The sequence below is a fragment of the Paracoccus beibuensis genome (assembly GCF_026162625.1).
Lineage (GTDB): Bacteria > Pseudomonadota > Alphaproteobacteria > Rhodobacterales > Rhodobacteraceae > Paracoccus > Paracoccus beibuensis.
Genome location: NZ_JAOTBD010000034.1, coordinates 1 through 20,794 on the forward strand (window position 1 = coordinate 1; position 20,794 = coordinate 20,794).

The 20,794-nt window shown below is 64.4% G+C and carries 25 protein-coding genes; 4 read left to right on the forward strand and 21 right to left on the reverse strand.

Annotated features, from left to right (window positions below):
* Window positions 1-218: 218 nt before the first annotated feature.
* Together OC159_RS16140 and dapD are read right to left on the reverse strand one after the other, a co-directional pair.
* On the reverse strand, window positions 219-671 hold the full coding sequence (locus OC159_RS16140) for a YaiI/YqxD family protein (RefSeq protein ID WP_265502197.1): 453 nt from the start codon (window positions 669-671) through the stop codon (window positions 219-221).
* Complete coding sequence (gene dapD, locus OC159_RS16145) at window positions 671-1,492, reverse strand: 2,3,4,5-tetrahydropyridine-2,6-dicarboxylate N-succinyltransferase (protein WP_265502198.1); 822 nt, start codon at window positions 1,490-1,492, stop codon at window positions 671-673. Before dapD ends, OC159_RS16140 begins: the two co-directional genes overlap by 1 nt.
* 105 nt (window positions 1,493-1,597) lie before the next feature.
* On the opposite strand from dapD, the gene OC159_RS16150 reads away from it, so the two are divergent.
* Window positions 1,598-2,431, forward strand: a complete 834-nt coding sequence (locus OC159_RS16150) for an LOG family protein (RefSeq protein WP_265502199.1) — start codon at window positions 1,598-1,600, stop codon at window positions 2,429-2,431.
* A gap of 9 nt (window positions 2,432-2,440) precedes the next feature.
* Here OC159_RS16150 and OC159_RS16155 read toward each other — a convergent pair whose 3' ends face one another.
* Window positions 2,441-3,322, reverse strand: a complete 882-nt coding sequence (locus OC159_RS16155; RefSeq protein ID WP_265502200.1) for a DMT family transporter — start codon at window positions 3,320-3,322, stop codon at window positions 2,441-2,443.
* 79 nt (window positions 3,323-3,401) lie between these two features.
* Between OC159_RS16155 and OC159_RS16160 the strand changes: the two genes are divergently transcribed.
* The gene (locus OC159_RS16160) at window positions 3,402-3,893 is read left to right on the forward strand and encodes a MarR family winged helix-turn-helix transcriptional regulator (protein WP_265502201.1); all 492 of its coding nucleotides are present in this window, start codon (window positions 3,402-3,404) and stop codon (window positions 3,891-3,893) included.
* On the opposite strand, the gene rlmN is transcribed toward OC159_RS16160, so the two are convergent.
* Both rlmN and OC159_RS16170 read right to left on the reverse strand, forming a co-directional pair.
* A complete protein-coding gene (gene rlmN, locus OC159_RS16165) occupies window positions 3,890-5,059 on the reverse strand; it encodes a 23S rRNA (adenine(2503)-C(2))-methyltransferase RlmN (RefSeq protein ID WP_265502202.1) in 1,170 nt (389 codons plus the stop codon). The two genes, OC159_RS16160 and rlmN, sit on opposite strands and share 4 nt — an antisense overlap.
* A 129-nt stretch (window positions 5,060-5,188) precedes the next feature.
* Window positions 5,189-5,710, reverse strand: a complete 522-nt coding sequence (locus OC159_RS16170) for an invasion associated locus B family protein (RefSeq protein WP_265502203.1) — start codon at window positions 5,708-5,710, stop codon at window positions 5,189-5,191.
* 151 nt (window positions 5,711-5,861) lie between these two features.
* Between OC159_RS16170 and OC159_RS16175 the strand changes: the two genes are divergently transcribed.
* Complete coding sequence (locus tag OC159_RS16175; protein WP_265502204.1) at window positions 5,862-6,848, forward strand: asparaginase; 987 nt, start codon at window positions 5,862-5,864, stop codon at window positions 6,846-6,848.
* A gap of 134 nt (window positions 6,849-6,982) precedes the next feature.
* Here OC159_RS16175 and OC159_RS16180 read toward each other — a convergent pair whose 3' ends face one another.
* The 16 genes from OC159_RS16180 to OC159_RS16255 all read right to left on the reverse strand — a co-directional run bounded on the left by OC159_RS16180 (window position 6,983) and on the right by OC159_RS16255 (window position 19,175).
* A complete protein-coding gene (locus OC159_RS16180; RefSeq protein ID WP_265502205.1) occupies window positions 6,983-7,741 on the reverse strand; it encodes a TSUP family transporter in 759 nt (252 codons plus the stop codon).
* A 77-nt stretch (window positions 7,742-7,818) separates the two neighbouring features.
* Window positions 7,819-8,697 (reverse strand): phosphoserine phosphatase SerB, encoded by an 879-nt coding sequence (gene serB, locus OC159_RS16185; RefSeq protein WP_265502206.1) that lies wholly within the window; start codon window positions 8,695-8,697, stop codon window positions 7,819-7,821.
* Between the two features lie 112 nt (window positions 8,698-8,809).
* Window positions 8,810-9,118, reverse strand: coding sequence for a tyrosine-type recombinase/integrase (locus OC159_RS16190; RefSeq protein WP_265502207.1), 309 nt, complete (start codon window positions 9,116-9,118; stop codon window positions 8,810-8,812).
* Window positions 9,088-9,837 carry a site-specific integrase gene (locus tag OC159_RS16195; RefSeq protein WP_265502208.1) on the reverse strand — a complete coding sequence of 250 codons (750 nt, stop codon included), beginning with the start codon at window positions 9,835-9,837 and terminating at the stop codon, window positions 9,088-9,090. The genes OC159_RS16190 and OC159_RS16195 overlap by 31 nt, the downstream gene beginning before the upstream one ends.
* Before the next feature lie 166 nt (window positions 9,838-10,003).
* Window positions 10,004-10,510 (reverse strand): MerR family transcriptional regulator, encoded by a 507-nt coding sequence (locus OC159_RS16200; protein WP_265502209.1) that lies wholly within the window; start codon window positions 10,508-10,510, stop codon window positions 10,004-10,006.
* 164 nt (window positions 10,511-10,674) lie between these two features.
* Window positions 10,675-10,947, reverse strand: coding sequence for a hypothetical protein (locus OC159_RS16205; RefSeq protein WP_265502210.1), 273 nt, complete (start codon window positions 10,945-10,947; stop codon window positions 10,675-10,677).
* Window positions 10,944-11,234 carry a hypothetical protein gene (locus tag OC159_RS16210; protein WP_265502211.1) on the reverse strand — a complete coding sequence of 97 codons (291 nt, stop codon included), beginning with the start codon at window positions 11,232-11,234 and terminating at the stop codon, window positions 10,944-10,946. The genes OC159_RS16205 and OC159_RS16210 overlap by 4 nt, the downstream gene beginning before the upstream one ends.
* 372 nt (window positions 11,235-11,606) lie before the next feature.
* Complete coding sequence (locus tag OC159_RS16215; RefSeq protein ID WP_322626739.1) at window positions 11,607-12,302, reverse strand: RES family NAD+ phosphorylase; 696 nt, start codon at window positions 12,300-12,302, stop codon at window positions 11,607-11,609.
* A gap of 49 nt (window positions 12,303-12,351) precedes the next feature.
* Window positions 12,352-12,735, reverse strand: coding sequence for an MbcA/ParS/Xre antitoxin family protein (locus tag OC159_RS16220; protein WP_265502213.1), 384 nt, complete (start codon window positions 12,733-12,735; stop codon window positions 12,352-12,354).
* 338 nt (window positions 12,736-13,073) lie between these two features.
* A complete protein-coding gene (locus OC159_RS16225; RefSeq protein ID WP_265502214.1) occupies window positions 13,074-13,214 on the reverse strand; it encodes a hypothetical protein in 141 nt (46 codons plus the stop codon).
* 201 nt (window positions 13,215-13,415) lie between these two features.
* Window positions 13,416-14,600: a phage major capsid protein gene (locus tag OC159_RS16230; RefSeq protein WP_265502215.1), complete on the reverse strand. Its 1,185-nt coding sequence runs from the start codon at window positions 14,598-14,600 to the stop codon at window positions 13,416-13,418.
* Window positions 14,597-15,283, reverse strand: a complete 687-nt coding sequence (locus tag OC159_RS16235; protein WP_265502216.1) for an HK97 family phage prohead protease — start codon at window positions 15,281-15,283, stop codon at window positions 14,597-14,599. Before OC159_RS16235 ends, OC159_RS16230 begins: the two co-directional genes overlap by 4 nt.
* Window positions 15,284-15,435: 152 nt before the next feature.
* Entirely contained in the window at window positions 15,436-15,675 is a 240-nt protein-coding gene (locus OC159_RS16240) for a hypothetical protein (RefSeq protein WP_265502217.1), read from the reverse strand.
* 874 nt (window positions 15,676-16,549) lie between these two features.
* Window positions 16,550-18,046, reverse strand: a complete 1,497-nt coding sequence (locus OC159_RS16245) for a YfjI family protein (RefSeq protein ID WP_265502218.1) — start codon at window positions 18,044-18,046, stop codon at window positions 16,550-16,552.
* Window positions 18,043-18,924, reverse strand: a complete 882-nt coding sequence (locus OC159_RS16250; protein WP_265502219.1) for a toprim domain-containing protein — start codon at window positions 18,922-18,924, stop codon at window positions 18,043-18,045. Before OC159_RS16250 ends, OC159_RS16245 begins: the two co-directional genes overlap by 4 nt.
* The gene (locus tag OC159_RS16255; protein WP_265502220.1) at window positions 18,921-19,175 is read right to left on the reverse strand and encodes a hypothetical protein; all 255 of its coding nucleotides are present in this window, start codon (window positions 19,173-19,175) and stop codon (window positions 18,921-18,923) included. Before OC159_RS16255 ends, OC159_RS16250 begins: the two co-directional genes overlap by 4 nt.
* A 417-nt stretch (window positions 19,176-19,592) precedes the next feature.
* Here OC159_RS16255 and OC159_RS16260 point away from each other — a divergent pair, with 417 nt between their 5' ends.
* Window positions 19,593-20,738: a phosphoserine transaminase gene (locus tag OC159_RS16260; protein ID WP_265502221.1), complete on the forward strand. Its 1,146-nt coding sequence runs from the start codon at window positions 19,593-19,595 to the stop codon at window positions 20,736-20,738.
* The last annotated feature ends 56 nt before the right edge of the window (window positions 20,739-20,794 follow it).

Here is a 20,794-nt window from a genome sequence, read left to right on the forward strand (position 1 = left end):
TCGATAGCTGAACAGCGACCGGCTCTATCCGTCCGCTCCGCGCATGATGACCCCCGCCGTCCTCTTCCAGGCAGCAAATCATGTTCTGCAAACCGCCTCGAGAGCCGACTGTTTCAGCGGCCTGTTAAAGGGCGCGCCATGTCGCGTCGCCGGCCCCTCCGGCCGGTGCCGTGGCAGCGCGCGTCCGGGCCTCGATGGTCCGGACGCGCGCTTCCCGCTCAACGTTTCAGCGCCCGGCCCAGCTCGCGGTCCAGCGTCTGCAGGAACCGCGCCCGATCCGCCTTGGCGAAGGCCGCGCCGCTGCCCTGACGGAACGGGTCGGCGCTGCGCAGGTCCGCCATCAGGTCGCGCGTCGCCAGCCGAGGCCCGATATTGGCCGCGTCCAGCACCTCGCCCGCATGGGTCAGCACCGCCGCCCCTGCCTTGATGCAGCGATCCGCAAGCGGCAGGTCGCCCGTCACCACCACGTCACCCGCGCCGCAATTGTCCGCGATCCACTTGTCGGCCTCGTCAGGCCCCTCGGCCACGATCTGCAGCCGAACCAGCGGATGCGTCGGCATCCGCAGCCCGCCATTGCAGACCAGCACCATCGGCACACCCATGCGGACGGCCACCCGCTCGGCCTCGGCCTTGACCGGGCAGGCATCCGCATCGATGTAGAGCGTGCTCATCAGTCGCGCAGCAGCTCGTTGACCGAAGTCTTGGACCGCGTCCGCGCGTCCACGCGCTTGACGATCACCGCGCAATACAGGTTCACGCCGTTCTTCGACGGCATCGACCCCGACACGACGACCGATCCCGCCGGAACCTCGCCATACATGACCTCGCCCGTCTCGCGGTCGACGATCTTGGTCGACTGGCCGATATAGACGCCCATCCCCAGCACAGATCCTTCGCGCACGATGCAGCCCTCGACCACTTCGGACCGGGCGCCGATGAAGCAATCGTCCTCGATGATGGTGGGTCCGGCCTGCAGCGGCTCCAGCACACCGCCGATGCCGACGCCGCCCGACAGGTGGACGTTCTTTCCGATCTGCGCGCAGGACCCGACCGTGGCCCAGGTGTCGACCATCGTGCCCGCTCCCACATGGGCGCCCAGGTTCACGAAGGACGGCATCAGCACCGCGCCCTTGCCGATGAAGGCCGACCGCCGCACGATCGCGCCTGGCACGGCGCGGAACCCCGCCTCGCGCCACTGGTTGTCGCCCCAGCCGTGGAACTTGGACGGCACCTTGTCCCACCAGTTCGATCCCTGCGGACCGCCCGACATCTCCTCCATGTCGTTCAGCCGGAAGGACAGCAGCACCGCCTTCTTCGCCCACTGGTTGACGTGCCAGTCCGCCCCCCGCTTTTCCGCCACGCGCAGCGCGCCGCTGTCCAGCTGGCGCAGAGTTTCCTCGACCGCCTCGCGCGTCTCGCCCCCGGTGGCGCTGGTGATCTCGGCGCGGTTCTCCCACGCGGCTTCGATGGCGGATTCCAGGGCTTGGGTCATGGCGGCCTCTCCTCGGGCAGGCGGGTGGGTGGAAAATCTCTCGACCGGGCTATATGCGTCGGGACAGGCCCGCGCAATCCGCGCAAGGGCGCAGACGAGGCTTCGATGACCGACACGCCCCAACCGGACCGCATCCACCCCCTGCCCCACAGCGACCAGGATGCCGACCGCGCCGCGCGCATTCCCGACACGCCCCAAACCCGCGCGCCCAGCTATCGCCTGGCCTTCACCGACCGCGACTTCCTTCTGCGGGACGAGCTTCGCCCGGTCCGCCTGCAGCTGGAGTTGCTGAAGCCACAGATGGTCATGGACGAACGCGGCATCGGGTCGACGGTGGTGATGTTCGGCGGCGCGCGCATTCCCGCGCCTGATGCCGTCGGGCAGGCGCGCACCAATGGCCTGGCCGCGCTGTCGAGATACTATGCCGAGGCCCGCGTCTTCGCGCAGCGCATGACAGAACGCAGCCTGGCCGCGGGCGGCGGCGAATTCGTCATCTGCACCGGCGGCGGCCCCGGCGTCATGGAGGCCGGCAACCTCGGCGCGGCCGAAGCCGGCGGCCAGTCCATCGGTCTGGGGATCGTGCTGCCGCACGAACAGGCGCCGAACATTCATGTCACGCCGGACCTGTGCTTCAACTTCCACTATTTCGCCATCCGGAAGATGCATTTCCTGATGCGCGCGCGGGCCATCACGGTCTTCCCCGGCGGCTTCGGCACCCTGGACGAGCTTTTCGAGGCCCTGACCCTGATCCAGACCGGCCGCATGGCGCAGGTCCCGGTCCTGCTGTTCGGGGCCGAGTTCTGGGACGGCATCATCAACTGGCAGGCCCTGGCCGATGCCGGCACGATCAGCGCCAGCGACCTGCAACTGATCCGCTATGTCGAAACCGCCGACGAGGCGGTCGACATAATCGACAACTGGCCGCGCCCCGAGTGCTGAGACTGACTGCTAGGCCGGCCGAGCCGCAGGGGCGCGCCGCATCAGCATCAGCGCGGTGCCCGCCCCGACCAACATCGCGGCCAGGGCGAAGTTCCGCGGCAGCGGCTCGGCGAACAGCCACAGTGCCCCGCCCGCGCCGGTGACGGCCGCGACCGGGCCCAGCAGCGACAGCGTGACCGGCCCGCCAAGGCGCTGCAGCTGGAAGAAGGCGACGTACTGGATGACGAAGATGGCCACATCCAGGCCGACCAGCCCCCGCAGCCCAGCATCGCGCCACAGCCCGATGGCGCTTCCGTCCAGCACCATCGCCAGCGGCACGCACGCCAGTCCGCCCATCAAGAGCGTCAGCGCCGACAGCGCCATGGGCCGCGCCCCGGCAGGCCAGAAGCGCGAACGATAGATGTTGCCTCCGGCAATCACCACCGGCATTGCCGTCGCCGCGACCAGCCAGCCCGTCGCGCCAGGGGGCAGATCGGTCAGCTTGGCCAGCGCCAGCGTAACGCCTCCGGCCAGGCCCAGCCCGACGGCCAGCGCCCGGCGGGGGTCGGCACGTTCCAGCCCCAGCAGGCGGGCCAGCGCCCAGGTCAGCAGGATCGGGAAAGCAAAGGTCAGCGCGATGTATCCCGCCCCGACATGCGCGACCGCCAAGTATCCCAGCGCCATCGGCCCCGCCAGCAGCGTTCCCGCCCCGGCCGCGAAGGGCAGCATCCGCAGAACGCCGCGCAGCTGCCCCAGCAGGCCTGCCAGGACCAGCTGCACCAGCCCGCTTCCCGCCATGACGACCGCCAGAAACCAGACCATCGGCGCCCCCGCATCCGACGCCATGCGAGAAATCAGGATCGTCACCGCCAGCGCGGCCCCTGCCGTCACCAGGCATCCCAGAATCGCCAAGCGTCCTTGCGCTTCCGTCATTGTTGCATCCCCGCTGCCGGTGCTGATATCTTGCCGAAAAGTAACTTGTTGGCAAGACATGTCCCAGCCTGACCGTGCGGCACGCGCCGCAGCCGCCTGGCGGCGCGAACGTCCCGAGATCGACGTGGAGGCGATGGAGATCATCGGCCGCCTGAACGAGCTGTCGGCCCTGCTGACGAGGCAGCTTCAGCCCGTCTTCGAGGCACATGGGCTGCAGGGCGGTGAATTCGACGTGCTGGCGACGCTGCGGCGGGCGGGGGCGCCGTACCGCCTGACGCCCACGGCGCTTTACGAGGCGACGATGCTCAGTTCGGGCGGCATGACGGCGCGGCTGGACCGGCTGGAGGCGCGGTCGCTGATTCGGCGCCTGCCGAACCCCCAGGACCGACGGGGCACCCTGGTCGAACTGACGCCCGAGGGGCTGGAGCTGATCGATGTCGCCGTCGTGCCGCATGCAGCGAACGAGACGCGCCTTCTGGCGGGACTGCCGCCCCGGGACAGGGCAGCACTGAACGATCTGCTGTCGAAACTGCGGGCGGTCCTGCCTTAGCCTGCCTCGGCGGCGATCTGGGCGCGCGACTTGCGGCCACGTTCGGTCGCGGACTTCAGCTGGCCGCAGGCGGCCATGATGTCCTCGCCCCTGGGCGTGCGGATCGGGCTGGCATAGCCCGCCTTGTAGATGATGTCGGCAAAGGCGCGAATCCGGTTGTTGCTTGACCGCTTGTAGGGTGCGCCGGGCCATTCGTTGAAGGGAATCAGGTTGATCTTGGCCGGAATGCCGCGGATCAGCTGGACCAGCCGGCGCGCATCATCGTCGCTGTCGTTCACCCCGTCCAGCATCACGTATTCGAAGGTGATGCGCTCGCTGTTCGACAGCCGCGGATAATCGCGCAGCGCCTCCAGCAGGGTCTGGATGTTCCAGCGCTTGTTGATGGGGACCAGCTTGTCGCGCGTCTCGTCCGTGGTGGCGTGGAAGCTGACGGCCAGAAGGCAGCCGATCTCCTCGGCCGTCCGGGCGATCTCGGGGACGACGCCGCTGGTCGACAGCGTGATCCGGCGACGCGACAGGGACAGCCCTTCGCCGTCCATGACGACCTTCATGGCGTCGCGCACGTTCTCGAAGTTGTAGAGCGGTTCGCCCATGCCCATCAGGACGATGTTGCTGATCAGGCGCGTTTCGTCCTTGGGCGCACCCTGCACCGGCCATTCGCCCAGGTCGTCGCGCGCGACCAGCAGCTGGCCAACGATCTCTCCGGCGGTCAGGTTGCGCACCAGCTTCTGCGTGCCCGTGTGGCAGAAGGAGCAGGTCAGCGTGCAGCCGACCTGGCTGGATACGCACAGCGTTCCGCGGCCTTCCTCGGGGATATAGACCGCCTCGACCTCGTGGCCGCCGGCGATCTTCAGCAGGTACTTGCGGGTGCCGTCGCTGCTGACCTGCCGTGTCACGATCTCGGGCAGGACGATCTGGAATCGGTCGGCCAGAAGGGCGCGATAATCCTTGGCAAGGTTGGTCATCTGCGCAAAGTCGCGCACGCCCCAGTGATAGATCCACTGCCAGACCTGGCCCACGCGCATCTTCGCCTGCTTCTCGGGCGTTCCCGCCTCGACCAGCGCGTCGCGCAGCTGCTCGCGCGTCAGTCCGACGATGTTCGTCAGGCCACCCTCGGGCAGCTTGCGGGGAATGGTCAGCACGTCCTGCGTGATCGGGGCGTTCATGGCGTCACCGGCAATTTGAGAGAAGACCCGCAGATAAGCCAAACGGGCCGGCTTTTCAACCGGCCACATCTGCTCTGCCCGAATCTCTTGCAAGGTGACGGGGGGCAGAGCGCCCCCCGGGTCGCCGCCTTATTGGCAGCGCTCCTTCGCGGTGTTCGTCGCGGCGGTGATGCCCGACAGGCTGAACGTGTCCTTCGTGGTCGTCCCGCGCGAGGAACGCCCGGTCACCACGGCCGAGGATCCGCCCCGCAACGCTCCGACCAGCGCCTCGTCTTCCGACGGGCTGCCGGTCCAGGCGCTCTCGCCCTCGGTGAAGAGGTCGAACTTGCGGCCGCCGACATCCACCTCGACCGTCGAATCCGGTGCAAACGGATAGCCGCCGGTGAACGAAACCTCTCCGTTCTGGCCGGGGCGATAGGCCACGTACAGGCGGATGTCACCGCGTGCGACCTCGGTCGGCTGGCCGTCGCGCGTGTTGATCGTCGACTTGGGCGGAGAAACCGCCCAGCATTCGCGCGGGCTGTCGGCCGCGAAGACGGTCCAGTCGCCCTCGGTGGCCACGACATTGCTGCTTTCTTGCGCGATCGCCGTGCCCAGCCCGGAGATCAGGACCAGGCTGGCGCCAATACCGCGCAGCGTAGTGGTAATCATGCTCTGGCCTCCTGCCATTCATTTCGCCGCTTTGCCCGGCGTTGTTCCCGATTGCTGTGGTCTTTTCAACCATCTGCCGCCAGAATAGCGAAATTCGCTGCCCGCAAAAGGGCGTGCAAGCACAATCGCGCAATTGTCAGGGAGAATCTTCATGCGTTCAGCCGAGATGATCGAGTTGTGGCGGGGCGACATGCGGGAAAGCCTGCATCGCGGCCATGCGGTCATCTGCGATGCGCATGGTGTGGTCGAGGCCTGGGGCAAGCCCTCGCAGGTGATCTATCCCAGGTCGTCGTGCAAGATGATCCAGGCGCTGCCGCTGATCGAAAGCGGCGCGGCCGATGCCGCGGGCCTGACGGACCGCCAGCTGGCCTTGGCCTGCGCCAGCCATTCCGGCGCGGCGGTTCACGTGCAGGGCGTCGGGGACTGGCTGGAGGGCCTCGGCATGGCCGAGGGCGACCTGCGCTGCGGCAGCCACATGCCGCGCGATCCGGCCGAGAACAAGCGGCTGACCTGCTCGGACGAAAGCCCGTGCCAGCTGCACAACAACTGCTCGGGCAAGCATGCAGGTTTCCTGACGCTGAACCGCCACCTGAAGGGCGGGGCCGAGTATGTCGCGCCGGATCATCGTGTCCAGCAGGCCGTCAAGGCCGCCTTCGAGGAGGTGACGGACCAGACGAGCCCCGGCTTCGGCATCGACGGCTGCTCGGCCCCGAACTGGGCCTGCACGCTTGAAGGTCTGGCTCGCGCCATGGCCCGCTTCGCGAATCCGGGTTCCGACCGCCGGGGGCAGGCCATGCAGCGCCTGGTCGATGCCATGCGCGCGCATCCGGACCTTGTCGCGGGCGAAGGCAGGTCCTGCACCGCGCTGATGCGCGCGATGGGCGGCACCATCGCGGTCAAGACCGGGGCCGAGGCCGTCTTCGTCGCGATCCTGCCCGAACAGGGCTTCGGCGTGGCGCTGAAGATCACCGACGGCACCGCCCGCGCCAGCGAGGCCGCCATCACCGCGCTTCTGATCCACCTGGGCGTGCTGGACGCCGCCGATCCGGTTGCGCAAAGCTATCTGAACGGTCCGATTCGGAACTGGCGGGGGATGGTCACGGGCAGCCTGCGCACCTCGCCCGGGTTTCCCAGCTGACGGCCGCCGATTCGCGAATCGTCACGAAACCGACGCGATTGCCTGCTTGAATGACTGCGCAGGATCGTCCCCCGCACCTGCGCCCCTGCAAGATCGGCCGGCGCCCCTTGGCAGAGCGGGCGCCGGCATTCCCGTCAGATCATCTGCCAGATCAGCCTCAGTGCCAGCACCGACGACGTGATCACCAGAAGCGGCTTGATCAACCGGGCGCCAATGCGGGATGCCAGCCGTGCCCCAAGCGCCGCCCCGGCGATCTGCGCGACCCCCATCGCGATTCCCAGCAGCCACAGCGGCTGGCCGACCAATGCAAAGGCCCCCAGGCCGCCCAGGTTCGACGCGAAGTTCAGAAGCTTCGTGTGCGCCGTCGCCTTGAGCACGCCATAGCCAGCCAGCGTCACGAAGCCGATCATGTAGAAAGCCCCTGCCCCCGGCCCGATCAGCCCGTCATAGAAGCCGATGAAGGGCACCACCGTCGCCGCAAAGACCCCGGCCGACAGCCGCCGCGTGCGGTCGAGGTCGTCCAGGCCCGGCTTCAGCGCGAAAAACAGGGCGATGGCGATCAGGATCACCGGCAGGATCAGGCGCAAGCCATCGGTCGGGACCGCGCTGACCAGCGTCGCGCCCACGGCCCCCGCCGCCCCGGCCAGCAGCGCCGATCTCCACTGGCTGCGCAGGTCAACAAGGCCGCGTGCCGCATAGCTGAGCGCCGCCGTCCCCGCCCCGAAGACACCCTGCACCTTGTTGGTGGCCAGCGCCTGCGCAGGCGGAACGCCGGCCAGCATCAGCACCGGCAGGGTGATCAGCCCGCCGCCACCCGCGATGGCGTCGACAAAGCCCGCGGCGAAAGCGGCCGCGATCAGCAGCGGGATCAGGTCGAGCGTCAGTTCGAACATGTTGGCAAGGCTCCGATGGGCACCGTCGTTGCGGACCGTTGCAGCCGGGCGGTCGCCGCCTGCAACGGGAATGGCACTTAGACAGTCACGAAATCTTCGGCCACATACCCCTGCAGATAGAGGAGCGCCGTCAGGTCGCCGTGATTGATCCGGATCTGCGCCTGCGCCGCAACGGCGGGCTTGGCATGCAGCGCGACGCCGGCTCCGGCCATGCGGATCATGTCGAGGTCGTTGGCCCCGTCACCCACGGCAATGGCATTCTGCGGCGTGGTGCCGAGGCGCGCGGCGATCTGCTGAAGCGCCTCGACCTTGGCCTCTCGGCCCAGGACTGGAAAGACGACGTGGCCGGTCAGCACGCCGTCCTCGATCAACAGGGTATTGGCGCGATTTTCGTCGAAGCCCAGCTTGGCCGCCACCAGCTGGGTGAAGGCCGTGAAGCCGCCCGAGACAAGCGCCGTATAGGCGCCATGCGCGCGCATGGTGGCAAGCAGCGTCGCGCCACCGGATGCCAAGGTGATGTGGTGCTGAAGAACGGTGGCGATCACGCCTTCGTCCAGCCCCGCAAGAAGTCCGACGCGTTCCAACAGCGCCTCGTGGAAGTTCAGATCCCCGTTCATGGCGCGGGCGGTGATGTCGGCGACGCGCGGGCCCACGCCGGCGAAGTCCGCCAGTTCGTCGATGCATTCCTGGTCGATCATGGTCGAATCCATGTCGGCGATCAGGATGCGCTTGCGGCGACCCTCGGCCGGCTGAATCGCCAGGTCGATGCCGATGGCCTGGAGGTCGGACCAGACCCGGTCGGCATCGGCAGGCGCCTGCGGGATGTCGAACTCGGCCGCGATGCCGGGGGCAAGGATGCGCGACGCCCCGCCCTGCCAGCGCGACGCCAGCCCACCCGGCAGATCGACGTCCAGGTTGGCGGCGTGGGGCGAGGCGATCAGCGAGACGGTGAACATGGGCGCATCCTTTTCGGCTGCCGAGGGTCTATGCCAAACATTTTCCTTGCGCCAGAGCGGCCGTGGCCTTAGGTCGGCCAGTGGGACACCCCTCCCCAACGAGGGGTCGCGTTCATGCACCTTTTCCTTTTATGTTTCTGTGGCTTAGGCTTCTGTCACCCGCCTCTTGTGTCGGGTTTGTGGCAAAGATTGCGTCCGTTACGGTGCGATCTTTGATAGCGTGAGCGTAGTGCTTCAGGACAATTCCCGCGTCCATCCAGCCGCCCATCTCAGCGACCGTCTTCACGTCGAAGCCTGCGTGAAGCATGATCGTTGCAAAGCCGTCCCGGCAGCTGTGCGGCGTCAGTCTCTTGATGCCTGCCCGCCTCACCACGCTGTCCCATGACTGCTTCACATTCTGCGCGTCGAGGTAGAAAAACACCGGCTCTTCCGGCTGCCGATTGCTCGGGATATTTGCCAGCCCGCCAAGACGGGCGGTTGCAGATGTGCGGTGCGGGTCCAAGGACGAGGCTTCCTGCCGCTCATGGTCACGACCCGACCGGACATATCCACGTCAGCCCAGACAACTCGGACAGCCTCGCCGATCCGCGCTCCTGTCCCGAACATGAACATGCAGAGCGCTGCCAGGTGCGGAAGCCCGTCTGCCTTGGCTTGGTCTGCAAAAGTGATGATCCACGCCAGATCCGCGGCCTCGCGCTTCTTCGCCTCAATCGGGAACCGCTGCACCTTGAGCGGCGCGCACCAGTTCAGAGTTGCGGCGTGGTTTATGATCGCCTGCGTCGGGACAATGACCTGCCGGTTGCGGGTGGCACCCGAGGCTCTGGGGTAGAGCGTCAGGGCCGATTGCCGGATGCTGCCTGCTGTAATGTTGCGCAGAGGCGTGTCCCGCCAATGGTCCTCGATCTTGTCCAGGAACCGCGTCGGCTTTTCTGCTAGGCGATATGCAATAGCCGCCTGCGCCATAGTCACGTCCGCCCCTGGTCCATCCAGGTGACGTTTCCACTCTCGGGCTTCAGCTTCCGCCGCGATCCGCAGCGCGAGGGCTTTGTCCGCTGTGCCCGTAGTGCCTCGTAGTCGCCTGCCGGCAGCAGTGCCGCTGAAGTGCCAGATTTTCCCGCGCTTGTGGATCTTGATGGGCATGGCTTGAAAGCCTCCATGAACAGAGCAACGTCACCGTCTGTCATCAGCGTCTTTTTCCCAATGACCCTGCAAGCGCCGATCGCCCGTGCTTTGTCCCTTACCGTCCGTTCTGAGACGCCCAGGTGGGCAGCCAGTTCAGCGGGAGTGATATGCACGGGCAAGAGGCTCATTCAGGCTGGCTCTCGTACTCTTCCCGCAGCGTCAGCTGTGCACTGATACCAAGGATGGTCATCACGTCATCGAAGACTCGGGAGGCATCGATAATCGTTGCGCCAGAGCCGCCAGGCATGGCCGCCGCATAAAATGCGAGCGCGCTGGTTCCCTCCTGAAGCAGGAAGGCATCTGCTCGTGTCGGGCTGACGATGAACAAGGTTCGGCTGTTCGGCACTCCAAAGGGAAGCCCCGGAAGCCGTCTAGGACGACCCGGCCGCGATGTGCCAACGTGAGCGAACTCAGCGGCAGATCGAGAGATCAGTTTGAGGTCGGTATGGCCGACATCCAAGAGAGCCTTCGCTATGGAGATCTCTATCAGATTGAAGAAGCTGAACGTCCGATGCTTCCCCGGCTTTCCACCTCCCTCAACGTGAGCTTGCCCTATGATTAGCCCGCGCTTCATCCAATTCTGCAGTTGATCGTTCGTGACGCCAGTCGCTCCAACGATTTCAGCGTTCACGAAGCGCCTTTGGAAGATAGACATGACGTGCTCCAAGTGGTTACTTGACCACTTATCGTCCACTCTTGCTAAGTTGTCAAGCGACCACTTAAATTCGCCCGCGGCCAAAGTGACCGCGGGCAAACTCCGTCATTCGTCCGGCTGCTGGTCATGCGGCGGCGGGCTCAGGCTGCATCGTCCTTCTTCCAGATCCCGTGGCCGGTCTGGCGTTGCAGGAATTCGGCACCCTCGATGACAACGTCGTTCAGGGCTTCGGCGATCTCCAGGACATCAGCCACGGCATTGGCTTTCTGGTCTTCGTTGCAGATCCCGCTACTGTCGTTCTCAAGCGCAAGGCGCGCCGTGAGGATGAGCGAGCCAACTGCGTAAGCGACGTGGTTAGCCCACTGCATCGGCTCATCGGTGCGGATGATGTCCTCGATTTTGAGCGGCTTCATGCTGCACCGCCTTTCGCCGCATGGTGCGCTGCGATGACGAGGCCCTTCTCGTCGTTCAGCCACACCCAATCGATCGACATGCCGGTGTCGTTGCAGTGGCGCAGGAAGGCGTCGGTGAAGGTGCGCTCGTCCTTGGACCCTTCGAGGATCTTATCCGCCGGGAAGGGTGCCGTCCCGGTCCATTCAGCGAACAGGGCGAGGCGGTCGCGGGTGCCGGCGGGCACGCCGGCCACATACTTGCGGGTTTTACCATGCGTGCCGGGGGTGTTATGGCAATGATCAGCCATGCTCGATCTCCTCTAAGATCGGGTTTCGGTTAGGGCCGGACGGAAATCTCACCTTCCGTTCGGCCTGAATTCGTGTTAACACGAGAGCATGAAGCCGTCAACTCGTGATAACATGAAATCGAACAAGCGCCCTCCCGTTACCGGTACGCTCGTCGGCGTTCGGCTCCAGCCTGACCTTCTCGCCTGGCTGGACGACGAACGGAGCAAGCTAGACCCCGAGCCGACACGGCCTGAGATGGTGCGAATTTATCTGGAAGAGCGGCGCGGGCGGGCGATCTTCAGAGACTAATAGCTCCCGCGCTTTCTACATTATAGGGTCCGAGGTGCTTATCCCGGACCAGCAGCCACGCCGCTATGCACTAGTCGTGCGTACTACGCACCGCTATCAGTTGTCGGCTTAAATTTATGCGCTAGTGCCCTCAATCTCGGGTCATCTAAAAACAATTCAACAGGGCAGTCGAAGCGAGTCCGAGGCATCTCCCGGATTGCCTGAGCCCCTCCCGGGCCAAGGAAGATGTTCCAGGTTTCGACTTGTTGCGGAGTGCCGACAAAGCAGCTGGGGTCCATTAGAGCAAGGTTCCGTCCGGTGCCGGAAGGCTCACGGACAGATTGGTAGCGTATCAACTGAAGCCCTTCGCCTTGGCCTAAGTTAGCGACAGCCTGGCATGCTGAATAGTTCGCTCTGTCAACCCACCTGTCATGATCTGCTGAAAGGGGGTGCTGTGTGAGATCCAGGGATCGCTCACAGGCGATCGATACACTAAACAGAGAGTATTGCTTCGCGTCGGAAGGAAATTTTGTTTCTGGAGATTCAGCGAAAAAAAGAAGTCTGTAGAATATCATTTCATGGACGGCGGTCCGACTGTCTTCCGCCGCATAGAACACGCCGAAAGAACTTGCTGCGGTCCTGAAGCGAGAGTCGTGTCGTGAGCGATACCGAAATGGCGTCGACAGCAAGAACCCGTGCCCTCGCGCTGCCACAGGAACCGGAGGCTTGGAGGATTCGAGAATGTCTTCGAGCAGCTCCTGCTCATCAGTGGTGTCAACGAGCTTCATCGTTGACACCATATGTTGAGCCTCAACGCACCTATAGATCTCTCTCTCGTAGGCCCTAAATTCAGACCGGAGCGCGGCGGCAGTCCAAGTATCTAAGAACGTCACTTAATCCCTCTGCATTCTTGATGAGGTCAACTGGCTTGCCGCCAAGGGCCGAGTTTTCATTCTGTAGCCAACTCGCTGCAACAGCATCATCACCGCCCGTAATAGCATCAAGAGAGCGATACATCCTGATCAAGAACACACTTAGTTCATATGGCTTCGTTCCCTCAACAAGAGTATGATTCCCGGTCTTCATCCGAGAGGCAGTTGCTGGAGACACCCCTACAACCTTCGCCAGATCACGGGCTCCAATGTTCAACCTCTCGCAAGCGTTCACAACAGCTTTTGTTACAACAAAGCTTCGTCCAGACTTAGTAGCCCGGTCATTCAGGGTTATGTTCATCGGTTCCTCACGCGGCGAAGCACTGTTTCATCAGCAGCATTTTTTAGTTTTTACCTCTGTAGAAACAGTACAAACAGAGGAAAGTTCCTGCAATAAAGAAGTGCAGAAATTTGTCACTTTGTCGCAGCTTCGCCCTAAGCTTCGGGGACACCTTCCGGCATGTGACGGCGGCCGATCGTCAGGTAGAACACTTCCGCAGGGCAAATTTTTGGGGGGCAAACGGCCGTCATGTGCATGTTCCTCTTACCTAATAGTTCACAATAGCTCATTTGCGAGGATGTTGCCGCGGGGGCTTATCCTGCGCGCGCTATCTCAGCCCACTGCCGCATATGTCTACCTCATGAGTAGCGCTTCCTGTGGTTCTGATTGATCCGCTGTACCTGCTGCGGCAGCGTCTTGTTGTTCTGATGGACAGCCTGCGCTGCCACATCGCCGCTGATCTGCTCGACACGAGCCTGCCAGTTGTCGCCATCGTCCATGACACGCGCACGTCGACAGACCCGCCCGCGGTCGACGCTTGGGCGATGACTGTTGCCAGGACGCGATTGGAATAGTCCCGCAGCACGGAGCCGCGTTCTTCAATGCTCAGGCTCCTGGGGAAGCCGGGGGAAGTGCTTTCATGTCAGGGCCTCTGCACGCTGAGAAAGGGAAAGGGGCGCCCTGCAGCGCCCCTAGTGGCCTCAGGCGGCGGCGAAGCTGCCGTAGGTCAGGGCCAGCGGGTCCTTGATCGCCATGGCGAGGCGTTCTTCGGCCAGGATCGCGACCAGGTTGCGGGTGAAGAAGTCCGCGTGCTCCGTGCTGACCATCACGACGGGCTGCCACCGGTCATAGATCGTCGCGGCGCGGCGGAAGGCGCCGACCAGGAAGGCGCCCTGTGTCATCGAAGCCGTTTCGACCACGGGCAGGCCAAAGAGGCGCGGCTCGACCGTATCGCCGGGATTGCCCAGAATGTACTTGCCGTCAGCGTCCTTGAGGGTCCGCATCCGCATCCAGTCGGTTGGGTGCACGATGATACCATCGGCCGGCAGGTTGGCCGTAGCGTTCTGCAGAATGGCCGCTGCGATCGTGTCAATCAGCGTCGGCCCGGTGATGCCCAGGCTATCGACGAAGGCCGTCGCGTTGGGGATCAGGCCCGTCAGGTTTCCACCCGTGCCGTCGCCGTTCAGCAGCTGGTCTTCCTCCTTCTCGCGCAGGCCGAAACGAAGCTCCGTGTCGATCAGGTCGCGCAGCTGGGGCGAGTCGCTGAGGACCTGGCGCGATGCCGCGATCCAGTGAGCGATGACCTGGGTATTGGCGCTCCGAGCTTCCAGCGCCATGTCCGACTTCGGCTTCAGCGCGCCCTCAGCCACGATATCGGCGCCGGTCGGGCGTTGGGTCTGGACGATGTACTCGGCCGAATTGCTGCTGATCTGCACGACGGGCAACAGGCTGCGAACTGTCAGTTGCTGCCGGGTCAGAAGCGTGACCTGCGGGTCGCGGGTCGGCGTGCTGAGGGAACCGCCGCTGGCTGCTCCGGTGGTGATGTCCTTCTGCTCGATCTCCATGCGGAAACGGCCGGGACGGCTGCGATCTTCCTCGAATTGCTTCAGTTGCGGATTGGCAGCAAACTGCGCGCCCCAAGTCTTCTGGACGTGGCCGAAGGGGTTGCCAGGGCGGCTCGCCTTGCGATCCAGGTCATCGACCATGTCGTGCGCGTCCTTGGCGACCTGCTCGACCCTCTCGAAGCGCTTCACGGTCTCGTCGATGTGCTGGCCGAACTTCTTCGCCAGGATCTCGAACGGGTCGCCAGCGTCCTTGGTTTCGATCAGGTGCTGACGTGCGGAGATGATGGCGCGGGCGCCAGGGTTGCGGAATTGGGCGGTCATGTGATCCTCATGCGATTGGTGGCCTTCTCGATCATGTCGGCCAGTTTCTGGGCGCGCTCTTGCGCAAAGGGGTCTGCTGTCAGCGCCGGGAAGCCTCCCGCCGCGAAGCGTTCTGCAGCCGCCTTTGGAAGCCCTGCTTTGCGCAGGAACTCGACGGCTTCGGGTTTCGTGGAAAGGAAGGGCGCCGCCTTGATGGCAGTCACTACAGCGTTGGGATTGGCCGGGGCCGAGACGAGGCTGATCTCCACAAGGTCGACCTCCTCAAGCGCCCATGCGCCTTTGCCGAGATAGCGCCGGCCATTCTCGGGCGTCACGAAGCCGATGGAGAAGGAAGCGATATCACCAGCGCGGGCATGCTCGAAAGCTTCGCGCCCACGTTCGGTCTTGAGGTTGAACTTACCGGTGACACGGAGGCCCTTGGCCTCGTCCTGGATCTCGGTCCAGTGGCCGATCGGGTCTTCGATGCGATGCTGCCAGAGCATCGCCGGTCGCGAGCCGCGCGAGGCATGGCTTGCAAGCGATTTCGTGAAGGCACCTTTGACGACAATGTCGCCGTGCCTGTCGGGCTCGCCGTCATAGGTCGAGGCCCATCCGGATACGATGCCATCGGCTTCGGCTTTCGCCTCAAGCTCGACAGCGGACGCGATCCGCAGGTCATCTGAGTATTTCTGAAGGGGGTTCATTTGCCACCAATGCAGACACGGAAAAGGACGGGGAAAACCCGCTTGCTTTGCCTCGTGCCCGGTGTGGTGGCCGGTGCGGTCGAAGGGTGCCGTCGGTATGGTGGCCGATCTGACCCTTCGAATATGGCATGAGCAGCGGAGAACATCAAGTTCTAGTGGCGCTGCACATCTTCTAGGTGGTCGAAGATGCCGCTTTCCACGGCGTCAGCGCATCTGCGGAATGCCTCGGCTGCCTCTTCTTTGCTGGTGAAGCTGACCATGTGTGCCGCCGCGAAGGTCAGCAGGCGGTCGAGCATCATTTCGGGCGATGCGCCGATGCTGCTGATCATGGTCCTGCCAGCCTTCGTGATGGTGCGGTCGCAGGCTTTTTTCTGCTTCTCGGTAGGGGTCATCGTGTCGTTCCTTTCAGGGGAAGAGCCGCTCATTGGAGCGAGCGAGGGCGGCAAAACTCAGATGTCTTCAATTGTGGATGCGCGCTTCACGTCAGATGCTCTGAATTGTGAGCGCGCGCTTTTTGTAGTCTCGCCGGTCCTGAGCAGCGCACCGGCCAGGCTTTCGATGGGGGCGGGGGTCTGCCTCGCGCACGCGCGCGCACGAGGACGGAAAAACTGTGTTAGCAAACGACGCGCTTACTCACAGCGGTCCCATGCTGGGCGGTTCGTGGGCTTTCGAGGGGGGCGGGGTCACAGTCTGCTCCGACGACGCTCTGCATGCCATTGCCGGTGATGCAGCATGCACAACCAGCGCACTGCCATGGGCCGGTCATAGTCGTCGTGGTGGCCGTGGATCACAGCGCCTGCTTGGCCGTGTATAGCGCCGCATACCTCGCAAGGGCCGCGCTCGATGAGCCCTCGCCTGATGGCTGATGCCAAGGCGACATGCGCCCACTTGGCTTGCGGGTTGTTGCGGTCCCACTTCAGCTGAGGCGATGCAGCCATCAGGTTACCAGGCGCGCTCATGTCCATGCCCTCGGGTCGCGCGGGTCATCGGTTGCCGCGTAATCCTCGAAGGCGAGAACCACGGCAGCACTGACGGCGGGCGACATGGCCGATGAGCCATACTGACGGACTGACAAGACTGACAGAACCTCTGCCGATGCATCCGCTCCACTCTGCGCAGGAGCCATACTGACAGCCTGACGATACTGACAGAACCCACGCTCTGATTGCGCCTCTACGTTCGCAATCCTCCCAGAGTTGGGTTTTGTCAGTTCTGTCAGTGTGTCAGTACGCCACTCACCGGCCTTTGCCGCTTGAAGCCATCGGGTCATGCCTGAACCTCCAACACGATCGGGTTGACGGAGAACAAACGCTTAGGGGCGCCGCCTTTCGGTCCAGGGGGAACCTCGACTGCGCGGACCAGATCAGCACTTTCGAGTGCGCGGATTGCCGGGTTGATTGTCTCCATGTCCAACAGGTGCGCCCGCTGTTTCCGCCGCACCTCGCGGGCAGTGAAGGTCTTCCAGCCTTCCTCTTGGATCAGTGCAGCAAGCGCCCTGGCGGAACGCTGGGCAGGACCGCCGATGTGCTCGGCATAGGAGCGGCGAGCCATAGGCAGCAGGTAGCTCTCGACCAGATGCGCCGCACGGCCGAAGTGCTGGACCGTGATCTCGCTGGGCATGTCAGCCTCACCACTGGCCCAATCCAGCATTGCCATGACCAGCGACAGCCGCACTGCCAGTCCCGGCAGCTTGCCGATGAATGAAAGCAACAGCCCTTCGGCGTCTCCCTCCCATCTCCGGACCTCCAGACGGAAGGCGTCGAGCATGTCCCGTGCGGCCTCAGAGAAAGGGACAAACCACGGTCGCTGGCTGCCGTCCTCATCTGTCGGCATCTCCAGCGCCAGGAGGCGCCCGATAGCCGCGTCAATGAATGTCTCATCGTGGATACCATCAGGCCGCTTCACAGGCGCAGGATGCGGCCACACAGGCGCGAACCTCGCCAGCAGCCCGTCGTCGTCGGACTTCAGCAACAGGCTGCGCAGCTTGTCCGGCTGGATGCCTCCGAGAACTCCGATGGTCAGCCGGTCCACATAGACCGGATCTCGCCCCATCCTCTCGACAGAGAAGGAACGTCCGCCATAGGCTTCCAGCCAGAACGGCCGGTCAGATCCGCCAGAATAGCGCGACATGCCCTGCAGCCATCCTGCCAGTTCGTCTCTGGCAAGCAGCGTGCCCCGGGGCTGCCCTGCCATGATGACGGCCAGCTTCTCGACCGTGGCGTCTGAGACAGCCAGTCGAGGCATGACGGGCTCGGGACCGGGATTGGCAGATGCCGGCTTGGACGGCGGTTCGTCCCCCGCTTTGATGGCTGCCTTGACCGCCTCTTTCCAAGCGCTCTCCGCCAGCTTGGCGACTTCGGCCTTGCTCCGCCACTCCTCCAGGTCGTTCCGGGCAGCTTCGCGCAAGCCACGCTCGACCCGCTTGAGCGGAACCAGAACAGCGTCGATCGCTGGCGACTTTCCCGCCGACGGGCTGCCGATCACGACAGACCAGATGACCGGCGGCTCAGCCCAGCCCTGCCACGGCGACACCCAGCGAGTGTTCCCAATGAGAGAGCCACAAACTGACAGAACTGACGCAACGACGTAATCAGGCGGCGCGCCCTTGGCGACAGCTGCACCACGCAGCCAGGCAGCCCACTTCGGCAAGAACAGATCATCCAGCGCCAAGGCCGGCGGCTCCGGCAGATCCGTGCGCAGAAGGCGCGTGTCGGCGTCCGGCCATTCTGGCTTGAAGGGGATAGGTTCGGGCATCGCGTTCATGTGCTGGCCCCTTTCATCTGCAGAATGTCGTTCCAGTCGCGCCCCTGTGGCGCTGGAAGCAGGCTGACCGCCCAGCCCAAGGCATCGGCACGCTCGGCCAGCTTGTTGGCTGTGGTCATGCCCGCAGGATCTCCGTCGCTGGCGATAGTCAGGCGCTGCGGGTGGTCCGGAAGGCGCAAGCCCGCAACGCCGGGTGCGGACAATGCCGCCCAGATGCTCACAGGCCCGCGCAGCAGGCCGCTGGCGAGGCTCAATGCCGTCTCGATCCCCTCAGCTACTACAAGGGGTCCATCGGCCTCAGTGAGTCGCACAGCGCCTCCCATGGCCGCGCCCTGCATGGCCTTGGCTGGCTCAACATCTGCCTTCCCGCTTCCATCGGCGCGCAGATAGGTGCGATGGATCGCAGCCCACGGCAGCCCCTCGATCAGGGCCACCATCGCCGGATACCGCTTTGCCGTCGGGTGCCAGCATTCAGGATGGAAGCGCAGCGTTGACGGCAGGGGGCAAGTAATACCCCGACCGCGCAGATACCGCTCCGCAATTGTGCCGCCGATCGGCAGTGCCTCGTTCCACGTCGCCAGCGCCTTGCGTTCGACCCGCTCGGCCTCCGCCCTGTCCTCGGCTTCCCGTCGGGCGACATCGGCAGCGCTGGGCGGCGTATAGGCTCCGCTGCCCTTAATGAGGCCGAGCCCTCGCAAAGCGTCCAGCACGTCAAGGAAGTCGCAGCCCGCTTTGCAGGACAGCAGTAGACGGCCGTCGTGACCGTCCCCGAGCGTCAGAGAGGGGCGCCTGTCTCCGTGCGCCGGGCAACAGGCCAGGCCATAGCTGCGATGCCATTTCCCGCGAAGGGCAATGGTCAGGGATTGCGCGTCGCTCATTTCGCAGTGCCTTTCAGCATCGCATCCACGGCAGGCGCGACAGCCTCGGCCATGAGGTCGGGCAAGCTGCGTGCATAGACATAGACCGGCTGGGCGGTCGGCCTGTCTTCGATAGCCTGGGCAGCTTCCAGCGCCGCCTCTATCGTCGGGTGACTGGCATGTTTCATGATGCCGCCGCGGACTCTGAGAATGATATCAAAGCCGGGGGTGACGCCGGGATAAATGCGGACGTCGAAGATCTTGCGGGTCATAGCCGACCCTCCCCATAGACCAAGGGTGCAACCAGCGCGGCTCGCTCGGCGGTCAAACCGTGACGGTAGGCCAAGTGCAGCACGCGCAGGGCAGCGATACCGTCCATCCGCAAAGGCGTTGCCTGAGGGGCATGGCCGGCGTATAAGTCCTTCGAGAAGTTTGCCGCTTCGAAATTTGCCCCGGTTGCGCCCGCCAGCGCGCCGGGGTTTTTGCTTTTCGCAGCGGGAACACTCAGCGAACTGCCTGTGTCAGATTTGTGCCACGCCTGCCCGCGCGTTCTCGCCCCGTTCTGCCTCAACCCGCAGCATTCAGCAGGGGTGGAAACAACGGGGCTTGCAGTAAATTCAGGGGGAGCGTATGTCCGTCCGTGGGACACCCCTCCCCAACGAGGGGCTTTTAGCTGGAAGGCTAGTCACATGACCGATCATGCGATCCCGGCTGCGCGGCCGGCAAATCCGCGCTTTTCCTCTGGCCCCTGCGCCAAGATCCCCCATTACACTCTGGACATGCTGTCGGACGCGCCCCTTGGCCGTTCGCATCGCGCCGCCATCGGCAAGGCCAAGCTGGCCGAGGCGATCGAGTTGACGCGCGAGGTTCTTGGCGTTCCGACCGATTACCGCATCGGCATCGTCCCCGGTTCCGATACCGGCGCGGTCGAGATGGCGATGTGGTCGCTGCTGGGCCAGCGCCCGGTCGAGATGCTGGCCTGGGAAAGCTTTGGCGAGGGCTGGGTCACCGACGCGATCAAGCAGCTGAAGCTGGACGCCACGGTGCGGAAAGCGCCTTACGGAAAGATCGTCGACCTGGCAGAGGTCGATTTCGACCGCGACGTGGTTTTCACCTGGAACGGCACCACCAGCGGCGTGCGCGTGCCGAACGGCGACGCGATCCCTGCCGACCGCGACGGGCTGACCATCTGCGACGCGACCAGCGCCGCCTTTGCCATGGACCTGCCCTGGGACAAGCTGGATGTGGTCACTTTCAGCTGGCAGAAAGTGCTGGGCGGCGAAGGCGCGCATGGCGTCGTGATCCTGTCGCCTCGCGCCGTTCAGCGGCTGGAAACCTATACTCCTGCATGGCCCCTGCCCAAGATCTTCCGCATGACCAAGGGCGGCAAGCTGATCGAAGGCATCTTCAAGGGCGAAACGATCAACACGCCGTCGATGCTGGCGGTCGAGGATTACCTGGTCGCGCTGAAATGGGCGCAGTCGGTCGGCGGACTGCCGGCGCTGATCGCGCGGGCGGATGCCAATGCCGGCGCCGTGCGCGACTTCATCGCCGACAAGGACTGGATCGCCGACCTGGCCGAAGATCCGGCGACCGCATCGACGACCAGCGTCTGCCTCAAGTTTACCGATCCGGCCATCAAGGACGGCAACGCCTTTGCCAAGGCCGTCGCCAAGCGGCTGGAGAAGGAAGGCGTCGCGCTGGACGCCGGCGCCTATCGCGACGCGCCTGCCGGGCTGCGCATCTGGTGCGGCTCGACCGTCGAGGCATCTGACGTCGCGGCGCTGATGCCGTGGATCGAATACGCCTATCGCGCCGAACTCGCCGCCCAGTAAGCCGAACGGCCGGGGGACGTTGCGCCCCCGGACCCCGCAGAACATTTCCAGACCCA

Coding starts and splice junctions, on each gene's coding strand:
- OC159_RS16140 (WP_265502197.1), bottom strand. CDS start 671: ATGAGCACGCTCTACATCGATGCGGATGCCTGCCCGGTCAAGGCCGAG.
- dapD (WP_265502198.1), bottom strand. CDS start 1,492: ATGACCCAAGCCCTGGAATCCGCCATCGAAGCCGCGTGGGAGAACCGC.
- OC159_RS16150 (WP_265502199.1), top strand. CDS start 1,598: ATGACCGACACGCCCCAACCGGACCGCATCCACCCCCTGCCCCACAGC.
- OC159_RS16160 (WP_265502201.1), top strand. CDS start 3,402: ATGTCCCAGCCTGACCGTGCGGCACGCGCCGCAGCCGCCTGGCGGCGC.
- rlmN (WP_265502202.1), bottom strand. CDS start 5,059: ATGAACGCCCCGATCACGCAGGACGTGCTGACCATTCCCCGCAAGCTG.
- OC159_RS16170 (WP_265502203.1), bottom strand. CDS start 5,710: ATGATTACCACTACGCTGCGCGGTATTGGCGCCAGCCTGGTCCTGATC.
- OC159_RS16175 (WP_265502204.1), top strand. CDS start 5,862: ATGCGTTCAGCCGAGATGATCGAGTTGTGGCGGGGCGACATGCGGGAA.
- OC159_RS16180 (WP_265502205.1), bottom strand. CDS start 7,741: ATGTTCGAACTGACGCTCGACCTGATCCCGCTGCTGATCGCGGCCGCT.
- serB (WP_265502206.1), bottom strand. CDS start 8,697: ATGTTCACCGTCTCGCTGATCGCCTCGCCCCACGCCGCCAACCTGGAC.
- OC159_RS16195 (WP_265502208.1), bottom strand. CDS start 9,837: ATGCCCATCAAGATCCACAAGCGCGGGAAAATCTGGCACTTCAGCGGC.
- OC159_RS16205 (WP_265502210.1), bottom strand. CDS start 10,947: ATGAAGCCGCTCAAAATCGAGGACATCATCCGCACCGATGAGCCGATG.
- OC159_RS16210 (WP_265502211.1), bottom strand. CDS start 11,234: ATGGCTGATCATTGCCATAACACCCCCGGCACGCATGGTAAAACCCGC.
- OC159_RS16215 (WP_322626739.1), bottom strand. CDS start 12,302: ATGGTGTCAACGATGAAGCTCGTTGACACCACTGATGAGCAGGAGCTG.
- OC159_RS16220 (WP_265502213.1), bottom strand. CDS start 12,735: ATGAACATAACCCTGAATGACCGGGCTACTAAGTCTGGACGAAGCTTT.
- OC159_RS16225 (WP_265502214.1), bottom strand. CDS start 13,214: ATGGACGATGGCGACAACTGGCAGGCTCGTGTCGAGCAGATCAGCGGC.
- OC159_RS16230 (WP_265502215.1), bottom strand. CDS start 14,600: ATGACCGCCCAATTCCGCAACCCTGGCGCCCGCGCCATCATCTCCGCA.
- OC159_RS16235 (WP_265502216.1), bottom strand. CDS start 15,283: ATGAACCCCCTTCAGAAATACTCAGATGACCTGCGGATCGCGTCCGCT.
- OC159_RS16240 (WP_265502217.1), bottom strand. CDS start 15,675: ATGACCCCTACCGAGAAGCAGAAAAAAGCCTGCGACCGCACCATCACG.
- OC159_RS16245 (WP_265502218.1), bottom strand. CDS start 18,046: ATGAACGCGATGCCCGAACCTATCCCCTTCAAGCCAGAATGGCCGGAC.
- OC159_RS16250 (WP_265502219.1), bottom strand. CDS start 18,924: ATGAGCGACGCGCAATCCCTGACCATTGCCCTTCGCGGGAAATGGCAT.
- OC159_RS16255 (WP_265502220.1), bottom strand. CDS start 19,175: ATGACCCGCAAGATCTTCGACGTCCGCATTTATCCCGGCGTCACCCCC.
- OC159_RS16260 (WP_265502221.1), top strand. CDS start 19,593: ATGACCGATCATGCGATCCCGGCTGCGCGGCCGGCAAATCCGCGCTTT.